22 protein-coding genes are annotated in these 21,034 nt (G+C 70.9%); 14 read left to right on the forward strand and 8 right to left on the reverse strand.

Features of this window, described 5'->3' with window-relative positions; all coding sequences use genetic code 11:
• Window positions 1–151 precede the first annotated feature (151 nt).
• Window positions 152–1,261 carry an IS110 family transposase gene (locus tag J1M46_RS01390; protein ID WP_241248972.1) on the forward strand — a complete coding sequence of 370 codons (1,110 nt, stop codon included), beginning with the start codon at window positions 152–154 and terminating at the stop codon, window positions 1,259–1,261.
• A gap of 20 nt (window positions 1,262–1,281) precedes the next feature.
• Here the strand turns inward: J1M46_RS01390 and J1M46_RS01395 are convergent, their stop codons facing one another.
• Window positions 1,282–1,872: a hypothetical protein gene (locus tag J1M46_RS01395; protein WP_206446202.1), complete on the reverse strand. Its 591-nt coding sequence runs from the start codon at window positions 1,870–1,872 to the stop codon at window positions 1,282–1,284.
• A 62-nt stretch (window positions 1,873–1,934) separates the two neighbouring features.
• Here J1M46_RS01395 and argS point away from each other — a divergent pair, with 62 nt between their 5' ends.
• Window positions 1,935–3,593 (forward strand): arginine--tRNA ligase, encoded by a 1,659-nt coding sequence (gene argS / locus J1M46_RS01400; RefSeq protein WP_206446203.1) that lies wholly within the window; start codon window positions 1,935–1,937, stop codon window positions 3,591–3,593.
• Window positions 3,594–3,668: 75 nt separating this feature from the next.
• On the opposite strand, the gene J1M46_RS01405 is transcribed toward argS, so the two are convergent.
• The 3 genes from J1M46_RS01405 to J1M46_RS01415 all read right to left on the reverse strand — a co-directional run bounded on the left by J1M46_RS01405 (window position 3,669) and on the right by J1M46_RS01415 (window position 5,243).
• Window positions 3,669–4,268: a cadmium resistance transporter gene (locus J1M46_RS01405; RefSeq protein ID WP_206446204.1), complete on the reverse strand. Its 600-nt coding sequence runs from the start codon at window positions 4,266–4,268 to the stop codon at window positions 3,669–3,671.
• Complete coding sequence (gene cmtR / locus J1M46_RS01410) at window positions 4,265–4,624, reverse strand: Cd(II)/Pb(II)-sensing metalloregulatory transcriptional regulator CmtR (protein ID WP_206446205.1); 360 nt, start codon at window positions 4,622–4,624, stop codon at window positions 4,265–4,267. Before cmtR (J1M46_RS01410) ends, J1M46_RS01405 begins: the two co-directional genes overlap by 4 nt.
• 97 nt (window positions 4,625–4,721) lie before the next feature.
• Window positions 4,722–5,243, reverse strand: a complete 522-nt coding sequence (locus J1M46_RS01415; protein ID WP_206446206.1) for a signal peptidase II — start codon at window positions 5,241–5,243, stop codon at window positions 4,722–4,724.
• A gap of 124 nt (window positions 5,244–5,367) precedes the next feature.
• On the opposite strand from J1M46_RS01415, the gene cmtR (J1M46_RS01420) reads away from it, so the two are divergent.
• The 4 genes from cmtR (J1M46_RS01420) (at window position 5,368) to J1M46_RS01435 (ending at window position 8,685) form a co-directional block, all read left to right on the forward strand.
• Complete coding sequence (gene cmtR, locus J1M46_RS01420; RefSeq protein WP_206446207.1) at window positions 5,368–5,739, forward strand: Cd(II)/Pb(II)-sensing metalloregulatory transcriptional regulator CmtR; 372 nt, start codon at window positions 5,368–5,370, stop codon at window positions 5,737–5,739.
• A gap of 143 nt (window positions 5,740–5,882) precedes the next feature.
• Window positions 5,883–7,775 (forward strand): heavy metal translocating P-type ATPase, encoded by a 1,893-nt coding sequence (locus tag J1M46_RS01425; RefSeq protein ID WP_206448515.1) that lies wholly within the window; start codon window positions 5,883–5,885, stop codon window positions 7,773–7,775.
• A 227-nt stretch (window positions 7,776–8,002) separates the two neighbouring features.
• On the forward strand, window positions 8,003–8,293 hold the full coding sequence (locus J1M46_RS01430) for a hypothetical protein (RefSeq protein WP_206446208.1): 291 nt from the start codon (window positions 8,003–8,005) through the stop codon (window positions 8,291–8,293).
• Complete coding sequence (locus J1M46_RS01435; RefSeq protein ID WP_206446209.1) at window positions 8,290–8,685, forward strand: PIN domain-containing protein; 396 nt, start codon at window positions 8,290–8,292, stop codon at window positions 8,683–8,685. The genes J1M46_RS01430 and J1M46_RS01435 overlap by 4 nt, the downstream gene beginning before the upstream one ends.
• Here J1M46_RS01435 and J1M46_RS01440 read toward each other — a convergent pair whose 3' ends face one another.
• Together J1M46_RS01440 and J1M46_RS01445 are read right to left on the reverse strand one after the other, a co-directional pair.
• On the reverse strand, window positions 8,686–9,384 hold the full coding sequence (locus J1M46_RS01440) for a DNA-3-methyladenine glycosylase (RefSeq protein WP_206446210.1): 699 nt from the start codon (window positions 9,382–9,384) through the stop codon (window positions 8,686–8,688).
• Between the two features lie 9 nt (window positions 9,385–9,393).
• Window positions 9,394–10,536 (reverse strand): Fic family protein, encoded by a 1,143-nt coding sequence (locus tag J1M46_RS01445; protein WP_342384218.1) that lies wholly within the window; start codon window positions 10,534–10,536, stop codon window positions 9,394–9,396.
• Between the two features lie 203 nt (window positions 10,537–10,739).
• On the opposite strand from J1M46_RS01445, the gene J1M46_RS01450 reads away from it, so the two are divergent.
• Both J1M46_RS01450 and J1M46_RS01455 read left to right on the forward strand, forming a co-directional pair.
• Window positions 10,740–10,970 carry a hypothetical protein gene (locus J1M46_RS01450; protein WP_206446212.1) on the forward strand — a complete coding sequence of 77 codons (231 nt, stop codon included), beginning with the start codon at window positions 10,740–10,742 and terminating at the stop codon, window positions 10,968–10,970.
• A 46-nt stretch (window positions 10,971–11,016) separates the two neighbouring features.
• A complete protein-coding gene (locus J1M46_RS01455) occupies window positions 11,017–11,277 on the forward strand; it encodes a type II toxin-antitoxin system PemK/MazF family toxin (protein WP_241249190.1) in 261 nt (86 codons plus the stop codon).
• A gap of 504 nt (window positions 11,278–11,781) precedes the next feature.
• On the opposite strand, the gene J1M46_RS01460 is transcribed toward J1M46_RS01455, so the two are convergent.
• Both J1M46_RS01460 and J1M46_RS01465 read right to left on the reverse strand, forming a co-directional pair.
• Window positions 11,782–12,054 carry a hypothetical protein gene (locus tag J1M46_RS01460; protein ID WP_206446214.1) on the reverse strand — a complete coding sequence of 91 codons (273 nt, stop codon included), beginning with the start codon at window positions 12,052–12,054 and terminating at the stop codon, window positions 11,782–11,784.
• A 6-nt stretch (window positions 12,055–12,060) separates the two neighbouring features.
• Window positions 12,061–12,294: a hypothetical protein gene (locus J1M46_RS01465; RefSeq protein WP_206446215.1), complete on the reverse strand. Its 234-nt coding sequence runs from the start codon at window positions 12,292–12,294 to the stop codon at window positions 12,061–12,063.
• 138 nt (window positions 12,295–12,432) lie between these two features.
• On the opposite strand from J1M46_RS01465, the gene lysA reads away from it, so the two are divergent.
• From lysA to prfA, 6 genes are all read left to right on the forward strand, one after another.
• Window positions 12,433–13,995: a diaminopimelate decarboxylase gene (lysA, locus tag J1M46_RS01470; protein ID WP_206446216.1), complete on the forward strand. Its 1,563-nt coding sequence runs from the start codon at window positions 12,433–12,435 to the stop codon at window positions 13,993–13,995.
• Window positions 13,992–15,302, forward strand: a complete 1,311-nt coding sequence (locus tag J1M46_RS01475; protein ID WP_206446217.1) for a homoserine dehydrogenase — start codon at window positions 13,992–13,994, stop codon at window positions 15,300–15,302. The genes lysA and J1M46_RS01475 overlap by 4 nt, the downstream gene beginning before the upstream one ends.
• A gap of 11 nt (window positions 15,303–15,313) precedes the next feature.
• On the forward strand, window positions 15,314–16,414 hold the full coding sequence (thrC, locus tag J1M46_RS01480; protein WP_206446218.1) for a threonine synthase: 1,101 nt from the start codon (window positions 15,314–15,316) through the stop codon (window positions 16,412–16,414).
• Complete coding sequence (gene thrB / locus J1M46_RS01485) at window positions 16,411–17,433, forward strand: homoserine kinase (protein WP_206446219.1); 1,023 nt, start codon at window positions 16,411–16,413, stop codon at window positions 17,431–17,433. Before thrC ends, thrB begins: the two co-directional genes overlap by 4 nt.
• A 156-nt stretch (window positions 17,434–17,589) precedes the next feature.
• Window positions 17,590–19,875: a transcription termination factor Rho gene (rho, locus tag J1M46_RS01490; RefSeq protein WP_206446220.1), complete on the forward strand. Its 2,286-nt coding sequence runs from the start codon at window positions 17,590–17,592 to the stop codon at window positions 19,873–19,875.
• Between the two features lies 1 nt (window position 19,876).
• Window positions 19,877–20,959, forward strand: a complete 1,083-nt coding sequence (gene prfA / locus J1M46_RS01495; RefSeq protein ID WP_206446221.1) for a peptide chain release factor 1 — start codon at window positions 19,877–19,879, stop codon at window positions 20,957–20,959.
• The last annotated feature ends 75 nt before the right edge of the window (window positions 20,960–21,034 follow it).

The following is a 21,034-nucleotide window of genomic DNA, read 5'->3' on the forward strand; positions in this document are numbered from 1 at the left end:
GACTTGCTACTCGACAGGCTCTCCGGATGCCTTGCGCTGGGTCTGTCGGCGACTGTCGCGACCGTCACGTCCGGGCGTGGGGCCGGACGGGGCCTGACTTGATAGAACTTCGCGATCTCTCGCTCGTCAATGTGGTGTCGGCCCCGCCCGGATGAGTCATCCGCGCCAAAGCATCGCTCTGAGGGAGACAGCCCAAATGGTACTCATCGCACCGCCGGCCGCGCCGATCGTCGTCGCCGGCATCGACACGCATCTCGACACGCATCACGTCGCCGTGGTCACCTTGACCGGTCAGCTGCTGGCCGACGCCGCGTTCCCGGCTACCGTCGTCGGCTACCGCGCATTGCTCGACTGGATCGCCGCGCACGGCGTGATCGACCGGGTCGGGGTAGAGCTGACCGGCTCCTACGGCGCCGGCCTGACCCGCCACCTGCTGGCTGCAGGCGTTACCGTGCTGGAGGTGAACACCGCTGACCGGGCGACCAGGGCACGTCGGGGCAAGGGCGACCGCACCGACGCGATCGCCGCCGCCGGCAAGGTCCTCGCCGGCACCGCGACCGCGATCCCGAAGGACACCACCGGCCCGATCGAGTCGATGCGGCTGCTCCACTCGGCCCGCGAGAGCGCCGTCAAGGCCAGGACCCAAGCGCTCAACGAACTCCAGGCGGTCCGCACGACAGCCCCCGCGGCGTTGCGAGAGAGCTTGCCCACCACGACGAGCGCGCTCGTGACGGCCACCTCCAAGCTCCGCCCCGATACGACCCGGCTGGCCGAGCCCGAGCAGGCCGCGAAGCTGGCCCTGCGCCGACTGGCCACCCGCGTGCAGCACCTGACTGAGGAGATCGAGGTCGCCGAGGCCGACCTGACCTCGCTCGTCAACGCCACCGCTCCCACGCTCCTGCACGCATTCGGGGTCGGCCCCATCACCGCGACGACTCTGCTGGTCGCGGTCGGCCAGAACATCGACCGCATCCGTTCTGAGGCGGCCCTCGCACGGATGACCGGCACCGCACCCGTCCCTGTCTCCAGCGGCAAGACCAACCGGCACCGGCTCCACCGCGGCGGCAACCGACAAGCGAACCGCGCCATCCACCCCATTGCCCTCACCCGCCTCGCCCACGACCAGCGGACCCGCGACTACCGTGACCGACGCCTCGCCGAAGGCCTCTCCAAGCGCGACGTGATCCGCGTACTCAAACGAGCCATCGTGCGCGAGATCTACCGTTGCCTCAAGACCGACCTTGCCAATCTCAGGACATAGAACTATCCAGCGGGCGAGGGTCAGTTGACGTTGGCGCTGACCTCGTCGAGCACCTGCTGCGCGTCGCGGGCCTCGACGAAGTAGATGGAGGCCGCGGCGACCACCGAGCCGTCCGTCTGTGCCGACGCGACGCCGATCTCGCCGACAGACTCGAACTCAGGCGCATCGAAGTCACCCATGCCCTCCAGCACGCCGATCACGAGCCGATCCGACCCGGTGACGTGCTGGTACGCGCACACCGTGCCCCCCGCATCCGCAATGTCTGCGATCGCGCCGGGCAGTTCGCCCTGGTCGCTCGAGGGCGCGAAGTTCGGGTTGAACGCGTAGAGCTGGTCGGCCGTGAACACGTCGGTGCAGGGCAGATCGCCCGCGACCGGCGGCGTCGTCACCTCGGGGGTGTCGGTCTGGCCCGGCGTCTCGGTCGCACCAGGCTCTGTCGGCTGGGTCGTCTCAGTCGGCTCCGCGGTGACCGTAGGCCCCGTCGACGGGTCGGGCGAATCCGTCGGCGCCAGCACGCCCGGCTCGCAGCCGGTCAGCGCCAACGCGGTCACCGCAGCCACGATCGTGACGGGCAGAAGACGGTGGCGGATGCGCAGGCTGGGGCGTGACATGCAGCCAGACTAGGGTGAGCGGCACGGGATCCCTGGCCAGGCACGCGGACTAGAATCGAAGGATGCAGCCCTCCGATATCTCTGCCGCCGTGCTCGCCGCCGTCCGCTCAGCGGTCGGCCGACGAAGCAGCGACGTGGAGGTCGGCGAGAGCGACATCGTGCTCGAGCGCCCGCGCAACCGCGACCACGGCGACTGGGCGACGAACGCCGCCATGCGCTTCGCGAAGAAGGCCGGCGCGAACCCGCGCGAGCTCGCCGAGGAGGTCGCCGCCGAGCTCGCCGCGGTCGAGGGCATCGAGCGCGCCGACGTCGCGGGCCCCGGCTTCATCAACCTCACCATCGCCGCCGGCGCCGCGGGCGAGCTCGCCCGCACCATCGTCGAGGCCGGCGACGCGTACGGCGCAGGGGAGACCCTCAAGGACATCAAGATCAACCTCGAGTTCGTCTCCGCGAACCCGACGGGGCCCATCCACATGGGCGGCACCCGCTGGGCGGCGGTAGGCGACAGCCTCGGCCGCGTGCTCGAGCGCCAGGGCGCGCTCGTCACCCGCGAGTACTACTTCAACGACCACGGCGGCCAGATCGACCGCTTCGCGCGCAGCCTCGTCGCGGCCTTCCGCGGCGACCCCACTCCCGAGGACGGCTACGGCGGCGCCTACATCGCCGAGATCGCCCGCAAGGTCGACGACGCCTACGACGGCGACCTGCTCGACCTCGACGACGCCGATCTGCAGGAGACGTTCCGCGCCAACGGCGTCGCGCTGATGTTCGAGGAGATCAAGCAGGATCTGCACGACTTCGGCGTCGACTTCGACGTCTACTTCCACGAGCACCAGGTGCAGTCCGACGGCTCGGTCGAGCGCGCCATCGAGACGCTGCGCGAGCGCGGCCACATCTTCGAGGAGGAGGGCGCGACCTGGCTGCGCACCACCACCTTCGGCGATGACAAGGATCGCGTCGTGCTGCGCTCGAACGGCCAGCCGGCCTACTTCTCGGGCGACCTCGGATACTACCAGAACAAGCGCGAGCGCGGCTTCGAGCAGAACATCATCATGCTCGGCGCCGACCACCACGGCTACGTCGGCCGCATGATGGCGATGTGCGCCGCGTTCGGCGACAAGCCGCACCACAACCTGCAGATCCTCATCGGCCAGATGGTCAACCTCATGCGCGACGGCCAGCCGGTGCGCATGTCGAAGCGTGCGGGCACCATCGTGACGATGGAAGACCTGGTGGATGCGGTGGGTGTCGACGCCGCTCGCTACGCCCTGGTGCGCTCGAGTGCAGACACGCCCCTCGACATCGACCTCGAGCTGCTGACGCAGCGCACGAACGACAACCCGGTCTACTACGTGCAGTACGCGCACGCCCGCATGTCGGCAGTCGGCCGCAACGCCGCGCAGGCCGGTGTCGACCGCTCGGAGTTCGACCCCTCGCTGCTCTCGCATCCCAGCGAGTCGGCGCTGCTGGGCGCGCTCGCGGACTTCCCGCGCGTGCTCGCGCAGGCGGCCGAGCTGCGCGAGCCGCACCGCGTCGCCCGCTTCGCCGAGGAGCTCGCCGGTCTCTACCACCGCTGGTACGACGCCTGCCGCGTCACGCCGGTCGGCGACGAGCCGATCACGATCGTGCACCGCACGCGCCTGTGGCTGAACGACGCCACCGGCCAGGTGCTGCGCACGGCCCTTTCGACGGTCGGCGTCAGCGCCCCGGAGCGCATGTAGCGCAACCCTCGCGCACGATCGTCGAGTAGGGCCGCAGGCCCGTATCGAGATGGCGCTCCGATCGGCACCCGCGGGTCAGAGCCCGAACGCCCCGCCGCTCACCAGGATGAAGATGCCGAGGCCGATCAGCACGATCGGGAACAGGATGTGCTCCCAGCGCTCCAGGAGCTCGGCGATCGGGCGTCGTGTGGCGATGAACTTCGCCGCCAGCACCAGGACCGAGACGAGTGCCAGGAACACGATGCAGTACGCGACCACGGCAGCGGGCCCCACGCTGAGGAAGACGGGGACGTAGACGCCGATGTTGTCCCCGCCGTTCGCGAACGTGACCCAGGCGACGACCCCGACGGCGACCTTCTTGCCCTCGATCTTCGCCTCGTCGTCATCGTCCTCGTGGCGGTCGCGCCACGCCTGCCAGGCAGCCCAGAGCCCCAAGCCCAAGGGGATCAGGCCGAAGTAGGGGATGACCGCAGGGGGCAGGAACACCCCGGCGCCGAGCGCCACGAGCACGGCCGCACCGAGGATGCCCGCGAACCCCAGGTACTGACCGACCAGGATGCGCACCGTCGTGCCTCGCTGCCCCGCGCCGCGGGCGAAGAAGAGTGAGAGCACGATGATGTCGTCGATGTTGGTGGCGAGGAACAAGCCGATCGCCTGCAGGACGGAGGCGATCATGCGCGCACCTCCGTCGTGCTGCATCCCTCGAGGTCGCAGTCAGCGCCGATGCACTCGGCTGCATGATCCACGGCCAAGGTGGTCTCCAGCAGCGCGGTCAGCGCGCGCGTGAGTCGGGCATCCGCGACCTCGTATCGCGTTCGGCGCCCCTCTGGCTCGCCCACGACGATGCCGCAGTCGCGCAGGCACGTCAGATGATTCGAGACGTTGGATGGGCTCAGGTCCAGCTCGCGGGAGAGAGCAGCGGGGTAGATGGGGCCTTCGAGCAGGGCCATGAGGATGCGTGAACGCGTCGGGTCGGCCATCGCGCGGCCGAGCCGGTTCATCACATCCAATCGATCAGCAATAGTCAGCACTCGATGAACATACACGCTGCGCTGTGTAGACGCAAAGCGGGGCGCGATCGGCTCGCCGCGCGGCAGTGCGCCCGCACTCGGGCGAGCTGCCTGGAGCTCAGGCTTCGCTCGGGGAGGCCGCCGCCGCAGCGGCGCTGTGCCGCTCGGCTCGCTGGTTGCGGATGAGCTGGAGGATGCCCAGCCCGACGCCGATGCCGATCGCGACGTCGGCGATGTTGCCGATGAAGAGGTTGCCGTAGGCGAGCATGTCGGTGACGTGGCCGACGCCGAAGCCGGGAGGGGCGAAGAGGCGATCGATGAGGTTGCCGACCGCTCCGCCCCAGACGAACCCGATGGCGATCGCCCACCCCTTGGACGGCGCGCGCCACGCGGCGTAGCACAGCCCGATCGCCGCCGCGCTCGCGATCACGGTGAACACCCAGGTGCTGTTCGACCCGAGCGACATGATCGTGCCGGGGTTGAACGCGAGCTGGAGGCCCAGCAGGTCGCCGATCAGCGGGATGCGCGCCTGCTGGCTCAGCTGCGCGAGCGCCATCGCCTTCGTGCCCTGATCCACGACGGCCATGGCGAGAGCGACCAGGGCAGCGAGTGCCAGTCGTGCGCCGCGCCTGCGCTTCATCGCGCGTCTCGCGCAGCGGGATCGAGGGGGAGCGGCGGTGTGGGCATGAAGGGTCAGTCCTTGCTGGTCATCGGGATGGTCCTGGCTCGCTTGCGCGGAGCGCAGCGCGGTGTATGGTCAGCATATGCTGACTCTTGCTTCTCGTGCTGATGTGATGAACCGGCTCGGCCGGGCGATGGCCGATCCGAACCGCTCGCGGATCCTCCTCGCGCTGCTCGAAGCACCAGGATACCCGGCCCGATTGTCTCAATCGCTGGGCCTGACCCGCACGAACGTCTCGAACCACCTCGCCTGCCTGCGCGGCTGCGGCATCGTGGTCGCGACGCCCGAGGGGCGCCAGACCCGGTACGAGATCGCGGATCCGCATCTCACCCGCGCGATCTCGATGCTCGTCGACACCGTGCTCGCCTGCGACGATGGAGCACCCTGCACCGACCAGCACTGCGACGTGCCGTTCTGCTGCGACGCCACGATGACGACGGCGGTCGTGGCGTGAGCGCGGAGTGCTGCGGCCCGGACGAGCCGCTGAAGACCAGCCCCGCGCGCCCGATCGAGCTCGCGCGTCCGCTCCCCGACGATGACGCCTGCTGCGGGCCAGACCCCGCCTCCGGCACGGGCACCGATGCGGAGGAGATCGAAGTGCGGCCGCCGTGGTGGCGTGACACCGCCTTGCTGCCCTCCACGATCGCGGGCGTGCTGCTGCTGGCCGGATACATCCTCGAGTGGAGCGGCCTTCCCATCCCGGCGGTGATCCTCCAGGCCGCCGCGCTCCTCGCCGGCGCGTACACGTTCGTCCCCGGTGCCGTGCGCCGGCTGCTGCGCGGCCGTCTCGGCGTCGGGCTGCTGATGACCATCGCCGCGGTCGGTGCGGTGCTGCTCGGCCACGTCGGCGAAGCCGCCGCGCTGGCATTCCTGTTCTCGCTCGCGGAAGCCCTCGAGGACCGCGCGATGGACCGCGCCAAGGAGGGGCTGCGCGCGCTCCTCTCGCTCATCCCCGAGACCGTGCGGGTCTCCCGCCCGAACGGCGACGTCACGATCCCCGCGGCTGAGATCCGTGAGCGCGATGTGCTCGTCGTCGGCGCCGGCGAACGCATCGCGACCGACGGCGTGGTCGTCGACGGCCGGTCGAGCCTGGACACCTCCGCGGTGACCGGCGAGTCCATCCCCGTCGAGGTCGGACCAGCCGACGAGGTCATCGCCGGCTCGGTGAACGGATCCGCGACCCTCCGGATCAGGGCCACCGCTGACGGGCGGGACAACTCCCTCACCCAGATCGTCGCGCTCGTCGAGCAGGCTCACGCACGCAAGGGCGACCGGGCACGGCTCGCCGACCGCATCGCCAAGCCCCTCGTGCCGGCGGTGCTGATCCTCGCCGCCCTCGTCGCGCTGTTCGGCGTGCTCGTGGGCGACCCGGCCACCTGGATCGAACGAGCCCTCGTGGTGCTCGTCGCCGCCTCCCCGTGCGCCCTGGCCATCGCGGTGCCCGTCACGGTCATCAGCGCGATCGGCTCGGCATCGAAGTTCGGCGTCGTGATCAAATCCGGCGAGGCCTTCGAGCAGCTCGGCACGATCCGCGCCGTCGCCCTGGACAAGACCGGCACCCTCACGCGCAACGAGCCCACCGTCGTCGACGTGCAGACCTCGCCCGGGGTCGCACGCGACGATGTGCTTGACTGGGCGGCGGCCGTGGAAGGCACCAGCAGTCACCCGCTCGCCGCCGCGATCACCGCCGCTGCAGGCCGCACGGCTGCCGCGACGAACGTGAGCGAAGCGGCTGGCCTCGGCATCACCGGGCAGGTCGAGGGCCGCGCGATCCGCGTCGGCAACGTGCGCTGGCTGCACCCCGGCGACCTCGGCGACAGCGCGGATGCGATGGCCACCCAGGGCATGACCGTGGTCGTCGTCGAGGCCGACGGACAGGTCGCGGGACTCATCGGCGTGCGCGACGAGCTGCGTCCGGAATCCGCCGAGACGGTGCGGATGCTGCACGAGCAGGGCATCGAGACCATCATGCTCACAGGCGACAACGAGCGCACCGCGCGCGCGATCGCCGAGCAGGCCGGCATCACAGACGTGCGGGCGGAGCAGCTGCCGAAGGACAAGGCCGAGGCCATCGCCGCGCTGGCGGCGTCGCGCCCGACGGCGATGGTCGGCGACGGCATCAACGACGCTCCGGCGCTGGCGACGGCGACGGTCGGGATCGCGATGGGCGTGAAGGGCTCCGCCGCGGCGATCGAGTCAGCCGATGTCGCGTTCACCGGCCACGACCTGCGCCTCATCCCGGGCGCGCTCGCGCACGCGAGGCGGGGCCGCCGGATCATGACCGCGAACATCGGCCTGGCGCTGGCGATCATCATCGTGCTGTTCCCGCTCGCCCTGTTCGGTGTGCTCGGGCTCGCGGGTGTCGTGCTGGTGCACGAGGTCGCCGAGGTCATCGTCATCCTCAACGGCCTCCGCGCCGCCCGCCGCCCCAGAGCGCTGCCGCAGCTCGCCGCGGCGCAGGCGTCGAGCGCAGCACCCGTCCACGTCTGAGACTCATCGCACTGAGCGCTCACGCACCGCTCGTCTCGAGGCCGCCCGGCTCGACAGGCTGTCGCGAGATGAGGATCGATTCGTGATCCGTCACGAGACGAGGACAGAACGTCCTCATGTGGCAACGCATCCTCTTCCTGGAACGCGACGCGCGAGTTGGCGCGGCGTAGGGCGTCGGCTGTGGACAACGGATTCTGACAGGTTCGCGGTTCCGACATGCTCGCGCCATGGAAAGCGTCCATCACTCATTGACATACCGACGGGAGCGCTTGCAAACTGTAAGCATGCCGAACGTTCTGGTTCGTGACCTGCCCGCAGATGTGCACGCTGCGCTGCTTGGGAAGGCTGCCGCGAGGCAGCAGTCATTGCAGCAGTTCCTGGCGATCGAGCTGCGGCGCATCGCTGAGGAGAAGCAGCTCGCCGACATCCTGGACGACATCGAGCGAAGGCACTCCGGCGGTCGAATCGGGTTCCAGCAAGCGGTGGATGCCGTCGAAGCTGAGCGTGATCGGCGGTGAAGGTCATCGACGCCTCCGTGCTGGTGAACGCTCTCGGCGACGATGGAGACGCGGGGAGGGCCGCCCGTGCAGCGCTGCGCGCCGCGGAGGAGCTCACGGCGCCCGACCTGATCAATGTCGAGGTGATGGCCGCGCTGCGCCGAGCGTGGCTCGCCGGATCGCTCTCGGATGCGCAGTTCGAAGCGGCGGCGAGCGACCTGCAGCAACTCGCGTTCCCACGAGTGCCGACCCGGCACCTGGTCGCTCGCGCCTATGACCTGCGCGCGAGCGTCAGCGCCTGCGACGCGATGTACGTCGCGTTGGCCGAGGCCCTTGACTGCGAGCTGCTCACTGGCGACCGGCGGCTCGCCAACGCCAACGGGCCGCGCTGCCGCATCCGCGTCGTCCGCTGATCAGCGTCTGCGCTGCGTCGCGGGGCGGTAGGCCGACACGCTAGGTTCGCCCGGGATCCAGAAGCGCCACGGGTAGGCGGATGCGTCGCCGCCCGGGCCGCTGACGCCGACGCGGGGGCCGGTGCGGTGGGGTGGCGGCGCGGGGGCCGGCTCGAAGGACCAGGTTGGTGTCATCTCGATACGGGCCTGCGGCCCTACTCGATGACCGGCGGTGACCCGCGGCCCTACTCGATGACCGGGGGCGGGGGCGGCGAAGGCGGCGCCGTTGTCGGCGAGGGTCGCGCCGAGCGCCTGGGCGACGTTGCCGGGGCCGCGGGCGAGCTCGCCCGTGATGACGGTGGTGCGCCGGATGTGCCTGCGGTCCCTCGCGAGCTCGTAGCCCTCGACCACCTCGCCGGCGCGCACGAGCACACCCCAGCCGGAGCCCTCAGGTCCCGCGACGATGTTCACCGCGTGGTGCATGCCGTAGGTGAAGTAGCAGTAGACGTGGCCGCCGGGGCCGAACATCGTCGCGTTCCTGGCCGTCTTGCCTCGGAACGTGTGCGCGCCCGGGTCGTCGCTGCCGCGGTAGGCCTCGACCTCGGTGAGGCGCAGCGCGACCGCACCCGACGCATCCGCTCGTCTGAGCACGCCACCGAGCAGCAGCGGGGCGAGCTCGAGCGGGTCGCGCTCGAACCAGGCGGGGTCGGGAGTGGTCACGCTGGCACGCTACCGAGTGTCGCGCGTGCGGCGACCTGCTCGATCTGCGAATCGATCGAGCGCGAGCAGGATCTCGTCGGCCCGCCACAGCGAGTCGCCGAGCTTGTGCTCGTGCTTCGACTGCACGATGCCCGCATCGGTCAGCGCACGCAGCGGCGGATAGGCGTTCGGCGTCGCGATGCCGAGGGACTGCGCGGCGATCACCGCCGAGACGATGGGGCGTTCAGCGAAGAGATCGAGCAGCGACCACGCGTTCGACGAGCGCCGTGCCGCGAGCTTGCCATTCCAGCTCGCGCGCACATCGTCGATCTCCTGGATCAACTGCCGAGCATTGGCGACTGCTCGCGAGGCGGCGTGCGCGAAGGCGCTCACGATCGCGTCGAGGGAACCCTTCCGATAGTCGTCGAGCGCAGCGTGATACCCCTCGACGTCGGTCAGGAGCCCAGCGGAGACTGGGACTGCGACCGACTGTGTGACGCCCTCTGCTCGCAGCATCGATTGGGCTAGGGCCCTGCCCGTTCGACCATTGCCATCGGTGAACGGGTGGATCGTCTCGAACTGCGCGTGTGCAATGGCGACCTTGGTGAGCGGGTCGATGTCCTCCCGGTGCACGAAGTCGATGAGGTCGTCGATCAGCGCCGGCACCTGCTCGAAGGGCGGCGCGACATAGCTGGCGCCGAACGGCGAGTCGGAGCGGGTGCCGATCCAGACGGGCTCGTCGCGCCACGCACCCGGGCGGTGCCGCGGCTGCTGCTCGAGCAGTGCTCGGTGCATCGCGAGGATCGAGTCGGGCGTGATCGATCCCGCGAGGTCGATCGCCGCTTGCATCGCCCGCGTGTTCGCCACCACTTCGCCGGCGTTCCGGCCGACCCTGCCCCCGAGCTCCGCCGACAGCACCGAGCTGGCGCTCGCTGTCAGGTTCTCGATCTGGCTCGACGACGCTGCTTCCGATCGCAGCAGCAATGGGCCGAACTGCTGCACGCGGTGCCCGAGCTCGCTGTCGAAGCGCATGAGCTCGCTCGTCGCGGCGATGGTCAGAGCCCGCGTCGCCGGGTCGAGCACGGGGGAGAGCGCCGCGATGCGTGCGGGTACCGACGCCGGGTACTCGCGCCCAGCATCGCGGTCGATGCCGGAAGACGGTTGCCAGATCACCTGCGTGCTCCCGGTCGCTGGCCAGCTGCGCCGCTTGCTGCTCATAACTCCCATGTCCTTAATTATGACTAACTGCAGTTACTCATAATACGACGCGAGCGGGTTATGAGCAACTGGCTGCGTGAGGCCCGGCCATGCCGACGGCCTCATGCAGGCAATCTTGGACTGCTCTGTCGAGTGCGATGTGTTGTACACTTTGTGACATGGCCACGCTGACGATTCGTACAGACTCCGCGATCGAGAAGGCGCTTGCCGCGTTGACTCGAGATGGGGCGTCGCGCTCCGAGGCGACACGCGCCGCGATCTTGGCCGCCGAACGAGAGCAGCGCCGACGCAGCATCCGGGCAGAGGCGGAGGCACTTCGCGCGGACGCGGAGGACGTCGCGGCTTCGCGTGAACTCGCCCAGGAGATGGCTGCAGTTCGTGCGTGGTGACGTCTATCGCCTGAAGGCTCCCACGGCTGCCCGCGGCCACGAGCAGATGGGCGCGCGCTATGCAGTAGTTGTGCAGTCTGACGATCTCCCGCTGTCGACCTGGGTCGTCGCCCCGACGTCGGCGGGGAGACGTGCGGCATCGTTTCGTCCCGAGATCGAGATCGATGGCGTCACGACCAGAGTGATGGTCGAGCAGCTGGCGGTCATCGACCCGGAGGCTCGGCTTGGGGAGTTCACCGGCAGGCTCGACGCCGCAGAGCTGCAGGCGGTCGACGAGGCGCTCCTGGTCGTGCTCGGTCTCGATTGACCGCAGCGCCAAGGCGACCACTCGCTCTGCGTTGCCACCACCGCGTCCGCCGAGCTCGATTGCGAGCACCGACCGTGCGCTCGCTGTCACGTTCTCGATCTTGGAAGACGACGCGGCCTCCAATCGCAGCAACAACGGACTGAACTGGTGCACGCGACGCACAAGCTCGGCGTCGAGCCGGATGAGTTCTCGAGTGGTCGCGAGCGAGAGCGCCTGGATTGGCGGGCTCGGGTCAGGAGAGAGGCCAGAAATGCGCGGAGGGAGCGTCTCCTCGTACTCGCGACCGGCGTCTTGGGCAATACCGGATGGCGGCTGCCGCAACAGCCAGGTGGTGTCGGTCGACGGCCACGTGCAGCGCGACTTGCTCCTACGGTTCCCGGCCTCGATTATGAGTAATGCTGGTTTCGCATCACCCGCGGTCGCTCAGCCCGCCGAGGATCATCGCCGTGTGCGGTAGCGATTGATCGCGTGCACCGGTCGAAACGCGTCACGCCCTTCCGTCTGTCAGACGCTGGTGCTGTACCGCTGACGCGCGGCCTCGCCGCTGGTGCCGATCGCGTCGCCGACCTCTCGCCAGGACAGCCGCTGCTCGCGCGCTGCCTGGACTGCTGCTGCGAGCTCGCGTTCCGCAGCGTCGCGTCGCCAGGCAGCGAGTTTGACCGCCATCACCGGCGGCAGCGGAGCATCGCGGTCGCTGGACTTGGGGACGTAGTTCTCGAAGGCATCGGCGAACTCGTCAGCGCGAGCCTTGATGTCTGCAATCGAGCGTCGAGTCATAGTGGTTCACCTCAAATACTTGGATCGGGCCGGGCGCATCGCGTGCGCGACAGCGATGACGCCATGCCACTCGACGACACCGACTTCGATCGGAATGCCTGTGTCGTCGGGGCCGATGAACATCGTCATCGAATCGTCTTGCACGAAGTGCCGGATTGGGAATCGGAGTGCATGGAGGATTGCCGAATCGGTGACGCCGTGCCTGTGAGCGGTGTCAAGGATGATCGGATCCGCCTCCATGGCACAAGGTTACTTGTCGCAAGAGAACTTGCCAAGGGCTGGGGACTCGCTTCGACCCAAACGGGCGTCGGTCGCCCCTCGTCGCGCTGCAACTCCGCGCCCGACCAGGGCAAGCTCGGCCATGCCGACCCTCGTAGGATGGAGGCAGCGCCACAAGCGCCGCACACCACCCGCACCCGGAGCGATCCGTCGCGGGCACAAGCACCACCACTCGGACGGAGTTCCGTGCCGCACCCGCTCGCCCCCCAGCTGCCCGACACCGGCGACGCCAACGCGCTCGCCGAGGGCGTCTGGCCTGCCGGAGCCGAGCGCGTCGACGGCGCCATGCACGTCGGCGGTGTCGCCCTCAGCGCGATCGCCGCGCAGCACGGCACGCCCTTCCTGCTCGTCGACGAGACCGTCGTGCGCGAGCGGGCCCGCCGCATCCGCGAGGCCTTCGAGACTGCGTTCGCGGATGCGTCCGATGCGTCCGGTGCGGCCGCGCAGGCCGGCAAGCCCGCCGTCGACGTCTACTACGCGGGCAAGGCGCTGCTGACCGCCGACGTCGCGCGCTGGATGCGCGCCGAGGGGCTGCGCATCGACGTGTGCACCGGGGGAGAGCTCGCCACCGCCCTGCGCGCGGGCATCGAGCCGGCCGCGATCGGCTTCCACGGCAACAACAAGTCCGAGCTCGAGATCGAGGCGGGCGTGAGCGCCGGCATCGGCACGTTCATCGTCGACTCGCCGATCGAGGCCGAGCGCATCTCGGCCGCCGCCACCCGCGCCGGCCGCGTGCAGCGCGTGCGGCTGCGCATCTCGGTGGGCGTGCACGCCTCCACCCACGAGTTCCTCGCCACCAGCCACGAGGATCAGAAGTTCGGCATCCCGGTCGACGAGGCGCCCGCCGTGGTCGCACGCATCCGCGAGCTGCCGGGCCTCGAGCTCGTCGGCCTGCATACCCACATCGGCTCGCAGATCTTCGACGCCGCAGGCTTCAGCGAGTCGGCGCGCCGCATGCTCGCCCTGCACGCCGAGCTCGGCGGCACAGGCAGCGCCGCCGACGGCGCCTTCCCCGAGCTCAACCTCGGCGGCGGCTTCGGCATCGCCTACACGGCCGCCGACAGCCCCGAGCCGATCGAGACGATCGCGACAAGACTGGCGGATGCGGTGCGCACCGCCGCAGACGAGCTCGGCATCGCGGTGCCCAGGATCTCGATCGAACCCGGTCGCTGGATCGTCGGCCCCGCCGGCGTGACCGTCTACACCGTGGGCACCATCAAGCCGGTGCAGGTGGGGGAGGCCGGCTCGCTCGAGCAGGGCACCCGCACCTACGTCTCGGTCGACGGCGGCATGGGCGACAACGCCCGGCCGGCCCTCTACGGGGCGCAGTACGCCGCGCGCATCGCGAGCCGCGCATCCGCCGCCGAGCCCGCCCTCGTGCGGATCGCCGGCCGCCACTGCGAATCGGGCGACATCGTCGTCGACGCCGAGTGGCTGCCCGGCGACGTGGCCCCGGGCGACCTGCTCGCCGTCGCCGCGACCGGCGCCTACTGCCACTCGCTCGCCTCCAACTACAACGCCGCGCCGCGCCCGCCGGTGCTCGCCGTCAGCCAGGGCGCCGACGGCAGCCCGGCCGTGCGCACGCTCGTGCGCCGCGAATCGATCGACGACCTGCTCGCCCGCGACGCGGGACTCGACAGCAACGGAGCCGCATCCGCATGAACTCCTACCGTTCCCTCCGCATCGCGCTGCTGGGCGCCGGCAGCGTGGGCTCGCAGGTGGCGCGCCTGCTGCTCGAGCACGGCGACGAGTTCGCCGCCCGCGCCGGCGCACCGCTCGAGCTGGTCGGCATCGGCGTGCGCGACGTCGACGCGAAGCGCGACGTGGAGCTGCCGCGCGAGCTGCTCACCACCGACCTCGGCGCGCTCGTCGCCGGCGCCGACATCGTGGTCGAGCTGCTGGGCGGCATCGAGCCGGCCCGCACGCTGCTGCTCGACGCGCTCGCCGCCGGCGCCGACGTCGTCACCGCCAACAAGGCGCTCGTCGCCGCGCACGGACCGGAGCTCTTCGCCGCCGCCGAGATCGTCGGCGCGCAGGTCGCCTACGAGGCGGCCGTCGCCGGCGCCATCCCGATCATCCGCCCGCTCGAGCACTCGCTCGCCGGCGACCGCGTCACGCGCGTGATGGGCATCGTCAACGGCACCACCAACTTCATCCTCGACCGCATGCACACCGAGGGCTCGACGCTCGAGGAGGCGCTCGCGATCGCGACGGAGCTCGGCTACGCCGAGGCCGACCCGACCGCCGACATCGAGGGCTACGACGCCGCCAGCAAGGCCACCATCCTCGCCTCGCTCGCCTTCCACACCGAGGTGCCCGCGAGCGAGGTGCACCGCGAGGGCATCACCGGTGTCACCAGCGACATGGTCGCGCAGGCCGAGCGCGCCGGCCGGGTGCTCAAGCTGGTCGCGATCTGCGAGCGGCTGCCCGCCGGCGAGGGCCAGCCGGGCGGTGCGGGCGACCGCGTCTCGGCACGCGTGCATCCCGTCTCGCTGCCGGCGACGCATCCGCTCGCCGCCGTGCGCCAGGCGATGAACGCCGTCTTCGTGACCGCCGAGGCCGCGGGCGACCTGATGTTCTACGGCGCCGGCGCCGGCGGGCCCGAGACCGCCTCGGCGGTGCTCGGCGACCTCGTCTCGATCGCGCGCCGGCACGTCGCGGGCGGGCCCGGCACGGCCGGCTCGACGCACGCGAAGCTGCCGCTGGCGCCCTTCGGCGAGGTGCTCGCGCGGCACGAGATCGCACTGACCGTCGCCGACCAGCCGGGCGTGCTCTCGGTGATCGCCGGGCTGGTGGCCCTGCACGGCGTCTCGGTCGAGTCGGTGCGCCAGGATGTGCGCGACGGCGCCGCCACCCTGGTGCTCGGCACCCACACCGCGACCGAGGCGCGCATCGCAGAGGTGCTCGCCGCGCTCGAGCAGCAGGACGACGTGGAGCGGATCGACAGCGTGATCCGGCTCATCGACTAGGAGGAACCCCAATGGCGAACCAGACTGCAGGCAAGCAGGGCTCACGCAACCAGTGGCGCGGCCTGCTGCACGAGTGGGCTGACGTGCTCAACGTGACGGATGCGTCCACGGTCGTGACGCTCGGAGAGGGCGGCACCCCGCTCATCGAGTCGCGCGCGCTCTCGCAGCTGACCGATGCGCGGGTGTTCGTGAAGTTCGAGGGCCTGAACCCCACCGGCTCGTTCAAGGACCGCGGCATGACCGTCGCCGTCTCGCGCGCCGTCGAGCGGGGCGCGACGGCCGTCGCGTGCGCCTCCACCGGCAACACCTCGGCTTCGGCCGCCGCCTACGCCGCGGCCGCCGGCATCCAGGCGATCGTGCTGGTGCCCGAGGGCAAGATCTCGATGGGCAAGCTCGCCCAGTCGGTCGTGCACGGCGCCCGCATCGTGCAGGTGCGCGGCAACTTCGACGACTGCCTCGAGATCTCGAAGGAGCTCGCCGAGCAGTACCCGGTGCACCTGGTGAACTCGGTGAACGACGACCGCATCGAGGGGCAGAAGACCGCCGCGCTCGAGATCGTTGACGTGCTGGGCGACGCGCCCGACATCCACTGCATCCCGGTCGGCAACGCCGGCAACATCACCAGCTACTGGCGCGGCTACTCGCTCGCCGAGACCTCTGGTCTCGCCACCAAGCGCCCGCGCATGCTCGGCTTCCAGGCCGCCGGCGCAGCGCCCATCGTGCGCGGCGAGCGCGTGCTCGAGCCCGACACGGTCGCCACCGCCATCCGCATCGGCAACCCGGCATCGTGGCAGCAGGCGCTCGACGCCCGCGACCAGTCGGGCGGCTTCATCGGCGCTATCGACGACGCGGCGATCCTGAAGGCGCAGCGGCTGCTGGCCTCCTCCACCGGCGTCTTCGTCGAGCCCGCCTCGGCGATCTCGGTCGCCGGCCTGCTCGAGCGGCACGCGGCGGGCGAGATCCCCGCCGGCTCGACCATCGCGCTGACCGTCACCGGCCACGGCCTCAAGGACGCCCAGTGGGGCCTGCAGCTCGACGACGGCTCCGACGCCGCGCCCGAGTCGGCCGACGCCGACACCAAGCAGGTCGCCGAGCTGCTGGGCCTCGCATGAGCGGTGCGGTCGCGGGCGGTCGTGACACGGCGGATGCGTCGGCGACGCCGGGCGGGGATGTCACGGTGCCGCTCGGCCGTCGTGTGCACGTGCGCGTGCCCGCCACCAGCGCCAACCTGGGCCCCGGCTTCGACACGCTGGGCCTGGCGCTCAACGTGCACGACGAGCTCGAGGTCGAGGCGACCGCGGCGGGCGCCGAGGGACCTGCGGTCAGCGTCGAGGTCGCCGGCATCGGCGCCGCCGGCACCGACCACGCCGTGCCCACCGACGAGACCAACCTCGTCGCGCGATCGATCCTGCACGTGTTCGACCGCGTGGGCGTCGCGGCGCCCGGCCTCGCGCTGCAGGCGACCAACAGCATCCCGCACGGCCGCGGCATGGGCTCCTCCGGCGCCGCGATCGTCGCCGGCGTGCTGGCGGCGAAGGGGCTGCTGGAGGGCATCGTCGAGGTCACCGACGCCGACGTGCTGCGCTACGCGACCGAGCTCGAGGGCCACCCCGACAACGTCGCGCCCGCCATCTTCGGCGGCCTGACGATCGCCTGGGTCGACCAGAGCGGCCCCCGCCACAAGCAGCTCGCCGTGCACCGCGGCGTCTCGCTGCTGGTCGCCGTGCCCGAGGCCACCATGTCGACGAAGCTCGCCCGCAGCCTGCAGCCTGAGGCGGTGCCGCACGCCGACGCCGTCTTCAACCTCTCGCGCTCGGCGCTGCTGGTCGCGGCGCTGACGCAGAGCCCCGAGCTGCTGCTGGACGCCACCGAGGATCGCCTGCACCAGTCGTACCGCTCCAGCGCCATGCCGCAGACGAGCGAGCTCGTCGGGCAGCTGCGCGCCGCCGGCCACGCGGCCGTCGTCTCGGGCGCCGGCCCCTCGGTGCTCGTGCTCGCGGCCGACCCCGCGGCCCGGCTGGAGGCGGCGGCGATCGTCGAGGCGCGCCCAGAGGGATGGACTGCGCGCCTGCTCGCGGTCGACATCCGCGGTGGTACAGTGGAGGGCATCCCCACCAGTGCCGCGGCCTAGCCCGGTTCGGGGAGTTCCTGACTCCACTCTCTGCATTTCTGATGCGCTCGACCGTCGGCCAGCACTGTTCGCTGCACCGGCCGTGGGCGCAGCGGGAGACAAGGTCCCATGCCCGCGGCATCGCGCGCGGGCCAACATCGAAGGAGCCCTCGCGTCATGACCAGCGAGTCGACCACCAGCACCCCGGCAGCAGACGCTGCCGCCAACCCCGCAGCCGAGGCTGCGCAGGCCGAGGCGCCCGCCGCGCCCAAGCGCCGCTCGCGCCGCGCGTCGTCGTCGTCGGTGGCGGAGCAGGCTGCGGCCCCCGCCGCTGCCGAGGCGCCCGCCGCTGAGGCCGCGCCCGCCGAGGCCGCACCGGCCGAGAAGCCGGCCACCAAGCGCCCCGCACGCCGCACCGCCGCGCAGAAGCGCGCCGACGAGGCAGCCGCGGCCGAGGCCGCCGGCGCCGAGTCTGGCGGCACCGAGTCCGGCAGCACCGGCTCGACCAGCAGCAGCACGGACGAGCAGCCCGCAGCCGACGCCGACGCCGCCGCCGAGAAGCCGGCCTCCAAGCGCCCCGCGCGCCGCACGGCCGCGCAGAAGCGCGCCGACGAGGCCGCAGCCGCCGAGGCCGCCGCCCCCGCCGAGCAGGACGGCACCGCCGCCCGCCTCGAGAGCGCGCTCGACCAGAAGAGCAGCGACAAGGCCGGCAGTGACAAGACCGACGCCGACAAGGCCGACAGCGACAAGCGCGACGCCGACAAGCGCGACGCCGACAAGCGCGACGCCGATACGCGCGGTGGCCGCAAGCGCGGCGAGCAGGCCGACGCCGACGAGACCTCGACGGATGCGCCTGCGGAGGACGCAGGCACGTCGCGTTCGCGCCGTGGCCGCGGCAACGCATCCGCCGAGTCCGACGACTCGAACGACGGCGACCGCCGCGACGACCGCCGCGACGACGACCAGGACGACCAGGGCGACGACCAGCAGTCGTCGAGCTCGCGCCGTCGCCGCAGCCGCGGCAAGGGCGGCCAGAGCGGCGACCAGCAGGACGGCGGCCAGCGCGGCAACCAGCAGGGCAACCAGCGCGGCCAGCAGGGCACCCAGCAGCAGGACGACGACTCGGACGACGAGGGCGGCTCGCGCCGCGGTCGCGGTCGCGGCCGGGGCCAGAACGGCAACCAGGGCGGCCAGGGCGGCAACCAGGGCGGCAACCAGCAGCAGTCCGACCAGGACGGCGGCTCGCGCCGCGGCCGCGGCCGCGAGCGCACCCGCACGCGCGGCCAGGACGACGAGCCGCAGATCCACGAGGACGACGTGCTGCTGCCGGTCGCCGGCATCCTCGACGTGCTCGACAACTACGCGTTCGTGCGCACCTCGGGCTACCTGCCCGGCTCGAACGACGTCTACGTCTCGCTCGCCCAGGTCAAGAAGCACGGCCTGCGCAAGGGCGACGCCGTCGTCGGCGCCATCAAGCAGCCGCGCGAGGGCGAGCAGCACTCGACGCGCCAGAAGTACAACGCGCTCGTGCGCGTCGACACGATCAACGGCCAGACCACCGAGGATTCGCTGACCCGCGTCGAGTTCTCGAAGCTGACGCCGCTCTACCCGCAGGAGCGCCTGCGCCTCGAGACCACCTCGAACAAGCTCTCGACCCGCGTCATCGACCTGGTCGCGCCGATCGGCAAGGGCCAGCGCGGCCTGATCGTCTCGCCGCCCAAGGCCGGCAAGACGCTCGTCATGCAGGCCATCGCCAACGCGATCGCCGAGAACAACCCAGAAGTGCACCTGATGATCGTGCTCGTCGACGAGCGCCCCGAGGAGGTCACCGACTTCCAGCGCACCGTCAAGGGCGAGGTCATCGCCTCGACCTTCGACCGGCCCGCCGAGGATCACACGATCGTCGCCGAGCTCGCGATCGAGCGCGCCAAGCGCCTGGTCGAGCTGGGCCACGACGTGGTCGTGCTGCTCGACGGCATCACCCGCCTGGGCCGCGCCTACAACCTCTCCGCCCCGCCCTCGGGCCGCATCCTCTCCGGCGGCGTCGACTCGAGCGCGCTCTACCCGCCGAAGAAGTTCTTCGGTGCCGCGCGCAACATCGAGCACGGCGGCTCGCTCACCATCCTCGCCACCGCGCTGGTCGAGACCGGCTCGAAGATGGACGAGGTGATCTTCGAGGAGTTCAAGGGCACCGGCAACATGGAGCTGCGCCTCTCGCGCCACATGGCCGACAAGCGCATCTTCCCCGCCGTCGACATCAACGCATCCGGCACGCGTCGTGAAGAGATGCTGATGGGCGTCGAGGAGACCAAGGTGATGTGGAAGCTGCGCCGGGCCCTCGCCGGGCTCGACACCCAGCAGGCGCTCGAGCTCACGCTCAAGCAGCTCAAGGAGACGCAGTCGAACGTCGAGTTCCTGATGAAGGTCTCGAAGTCGGTGCCCGGCCAGCACGACAAGGACTGACATGTTCGAGTCGGTCGCCGGGCTGCTCGCCGAGCACGCCGACCTCGAGCAGCAGCTCGCCGACCCGGCGCTGCACGCCGATGCCGTGCGTGCGCGCCGGGTGAACCGGCGCTACGCCGAGCTCAACCAGATCAAGGCGGCGCACGAGCGCTGGCAGGCCTCGGTCGAGGACCTCGGGGCGGCGCGCGAGCTCGCCCGCGAGGATGACGCCTTCGCCGAGGAGGTGCCCGCGCTCGAGCAGACCGCCCACGAGGCGGAGGAGAAGCTGCGGCGGCTGCTCATCCCGCGCGACCCGGATGACGGGCGCGACGTGATCATGGAGGTCAAGGGCGGCGAAGGCGGCGAGGAGTCGGCGCTGTTCGCGGCCGACCTGGTGCGCATGTACTCGCACTACGCGGCCGCCCGCGGCTGGAAGGTCGAGATGCTCGAGTCGACCGCGAGCGACATGGGCGGTTACAAGGATGTGCAGATCGCCATCAAGTCCTCCTCGAACGACCCCGCCGAGGGCGTCTGGGCGTCGCTGAAGTACGAGGGCGGCGTGCACCGCGTGCAGCGCGTGCCGGCGACCGAGTCGCAGGGCCGCATCCACACCTCGACGACCGGCGTGCTGGTCTTCCCTGAGGTGGACGCGCCCGACGAGATCCAGATCGACCAGAACGACCTGAAGATCGACGTCTACCGCTCCTCGGGCCCCGGCGGCCAGAGCGTGAACACCACCGACTCGGCCGTGCGCATCACGCACGTGCCGACCTGCATCACGGTGTCGATGCAGAACGAGAAGAGCCAGCTGCAGAACCGCGAGGCGGGCATGCGCGTGCTGCGCGCCCGGCTGCTCGCGCGCCAGCAGGAGGAGCTCGAGGCGGCGGCCTCGGATGCCCGCCGCTCGCAGATCCGCGGCATGGATCGCTCCGAGCGCATCCGCACCTACAACTTCCCCGAGAACCGCATCGCCGACCACCGCACCGGCTTCAAGGCCTACAACCTCGACACCGTCATGGACGGCGCGCTGCAGGCGGTCATCGACTCCTGCATCACCGCCGATGAGGAGGCGCGCCTGGCCGCCCTTGCGGGCGACGAGGGCTGACGCACGCATGGTGCGATCCGCGCCGCCGGTGTATGCTTTCACGCATACATTGCGAGCACGACGGACTGGAGGCGC

Source organism: Agrococcus sp. KRD186, from assembly GCF_017168255.1.
Classification (GTDB): domain Bacteria; phylum Actinomycetota; class Actinomycetes; order Actinomycetales; family Microbacteriaceae; genus Agrococcus.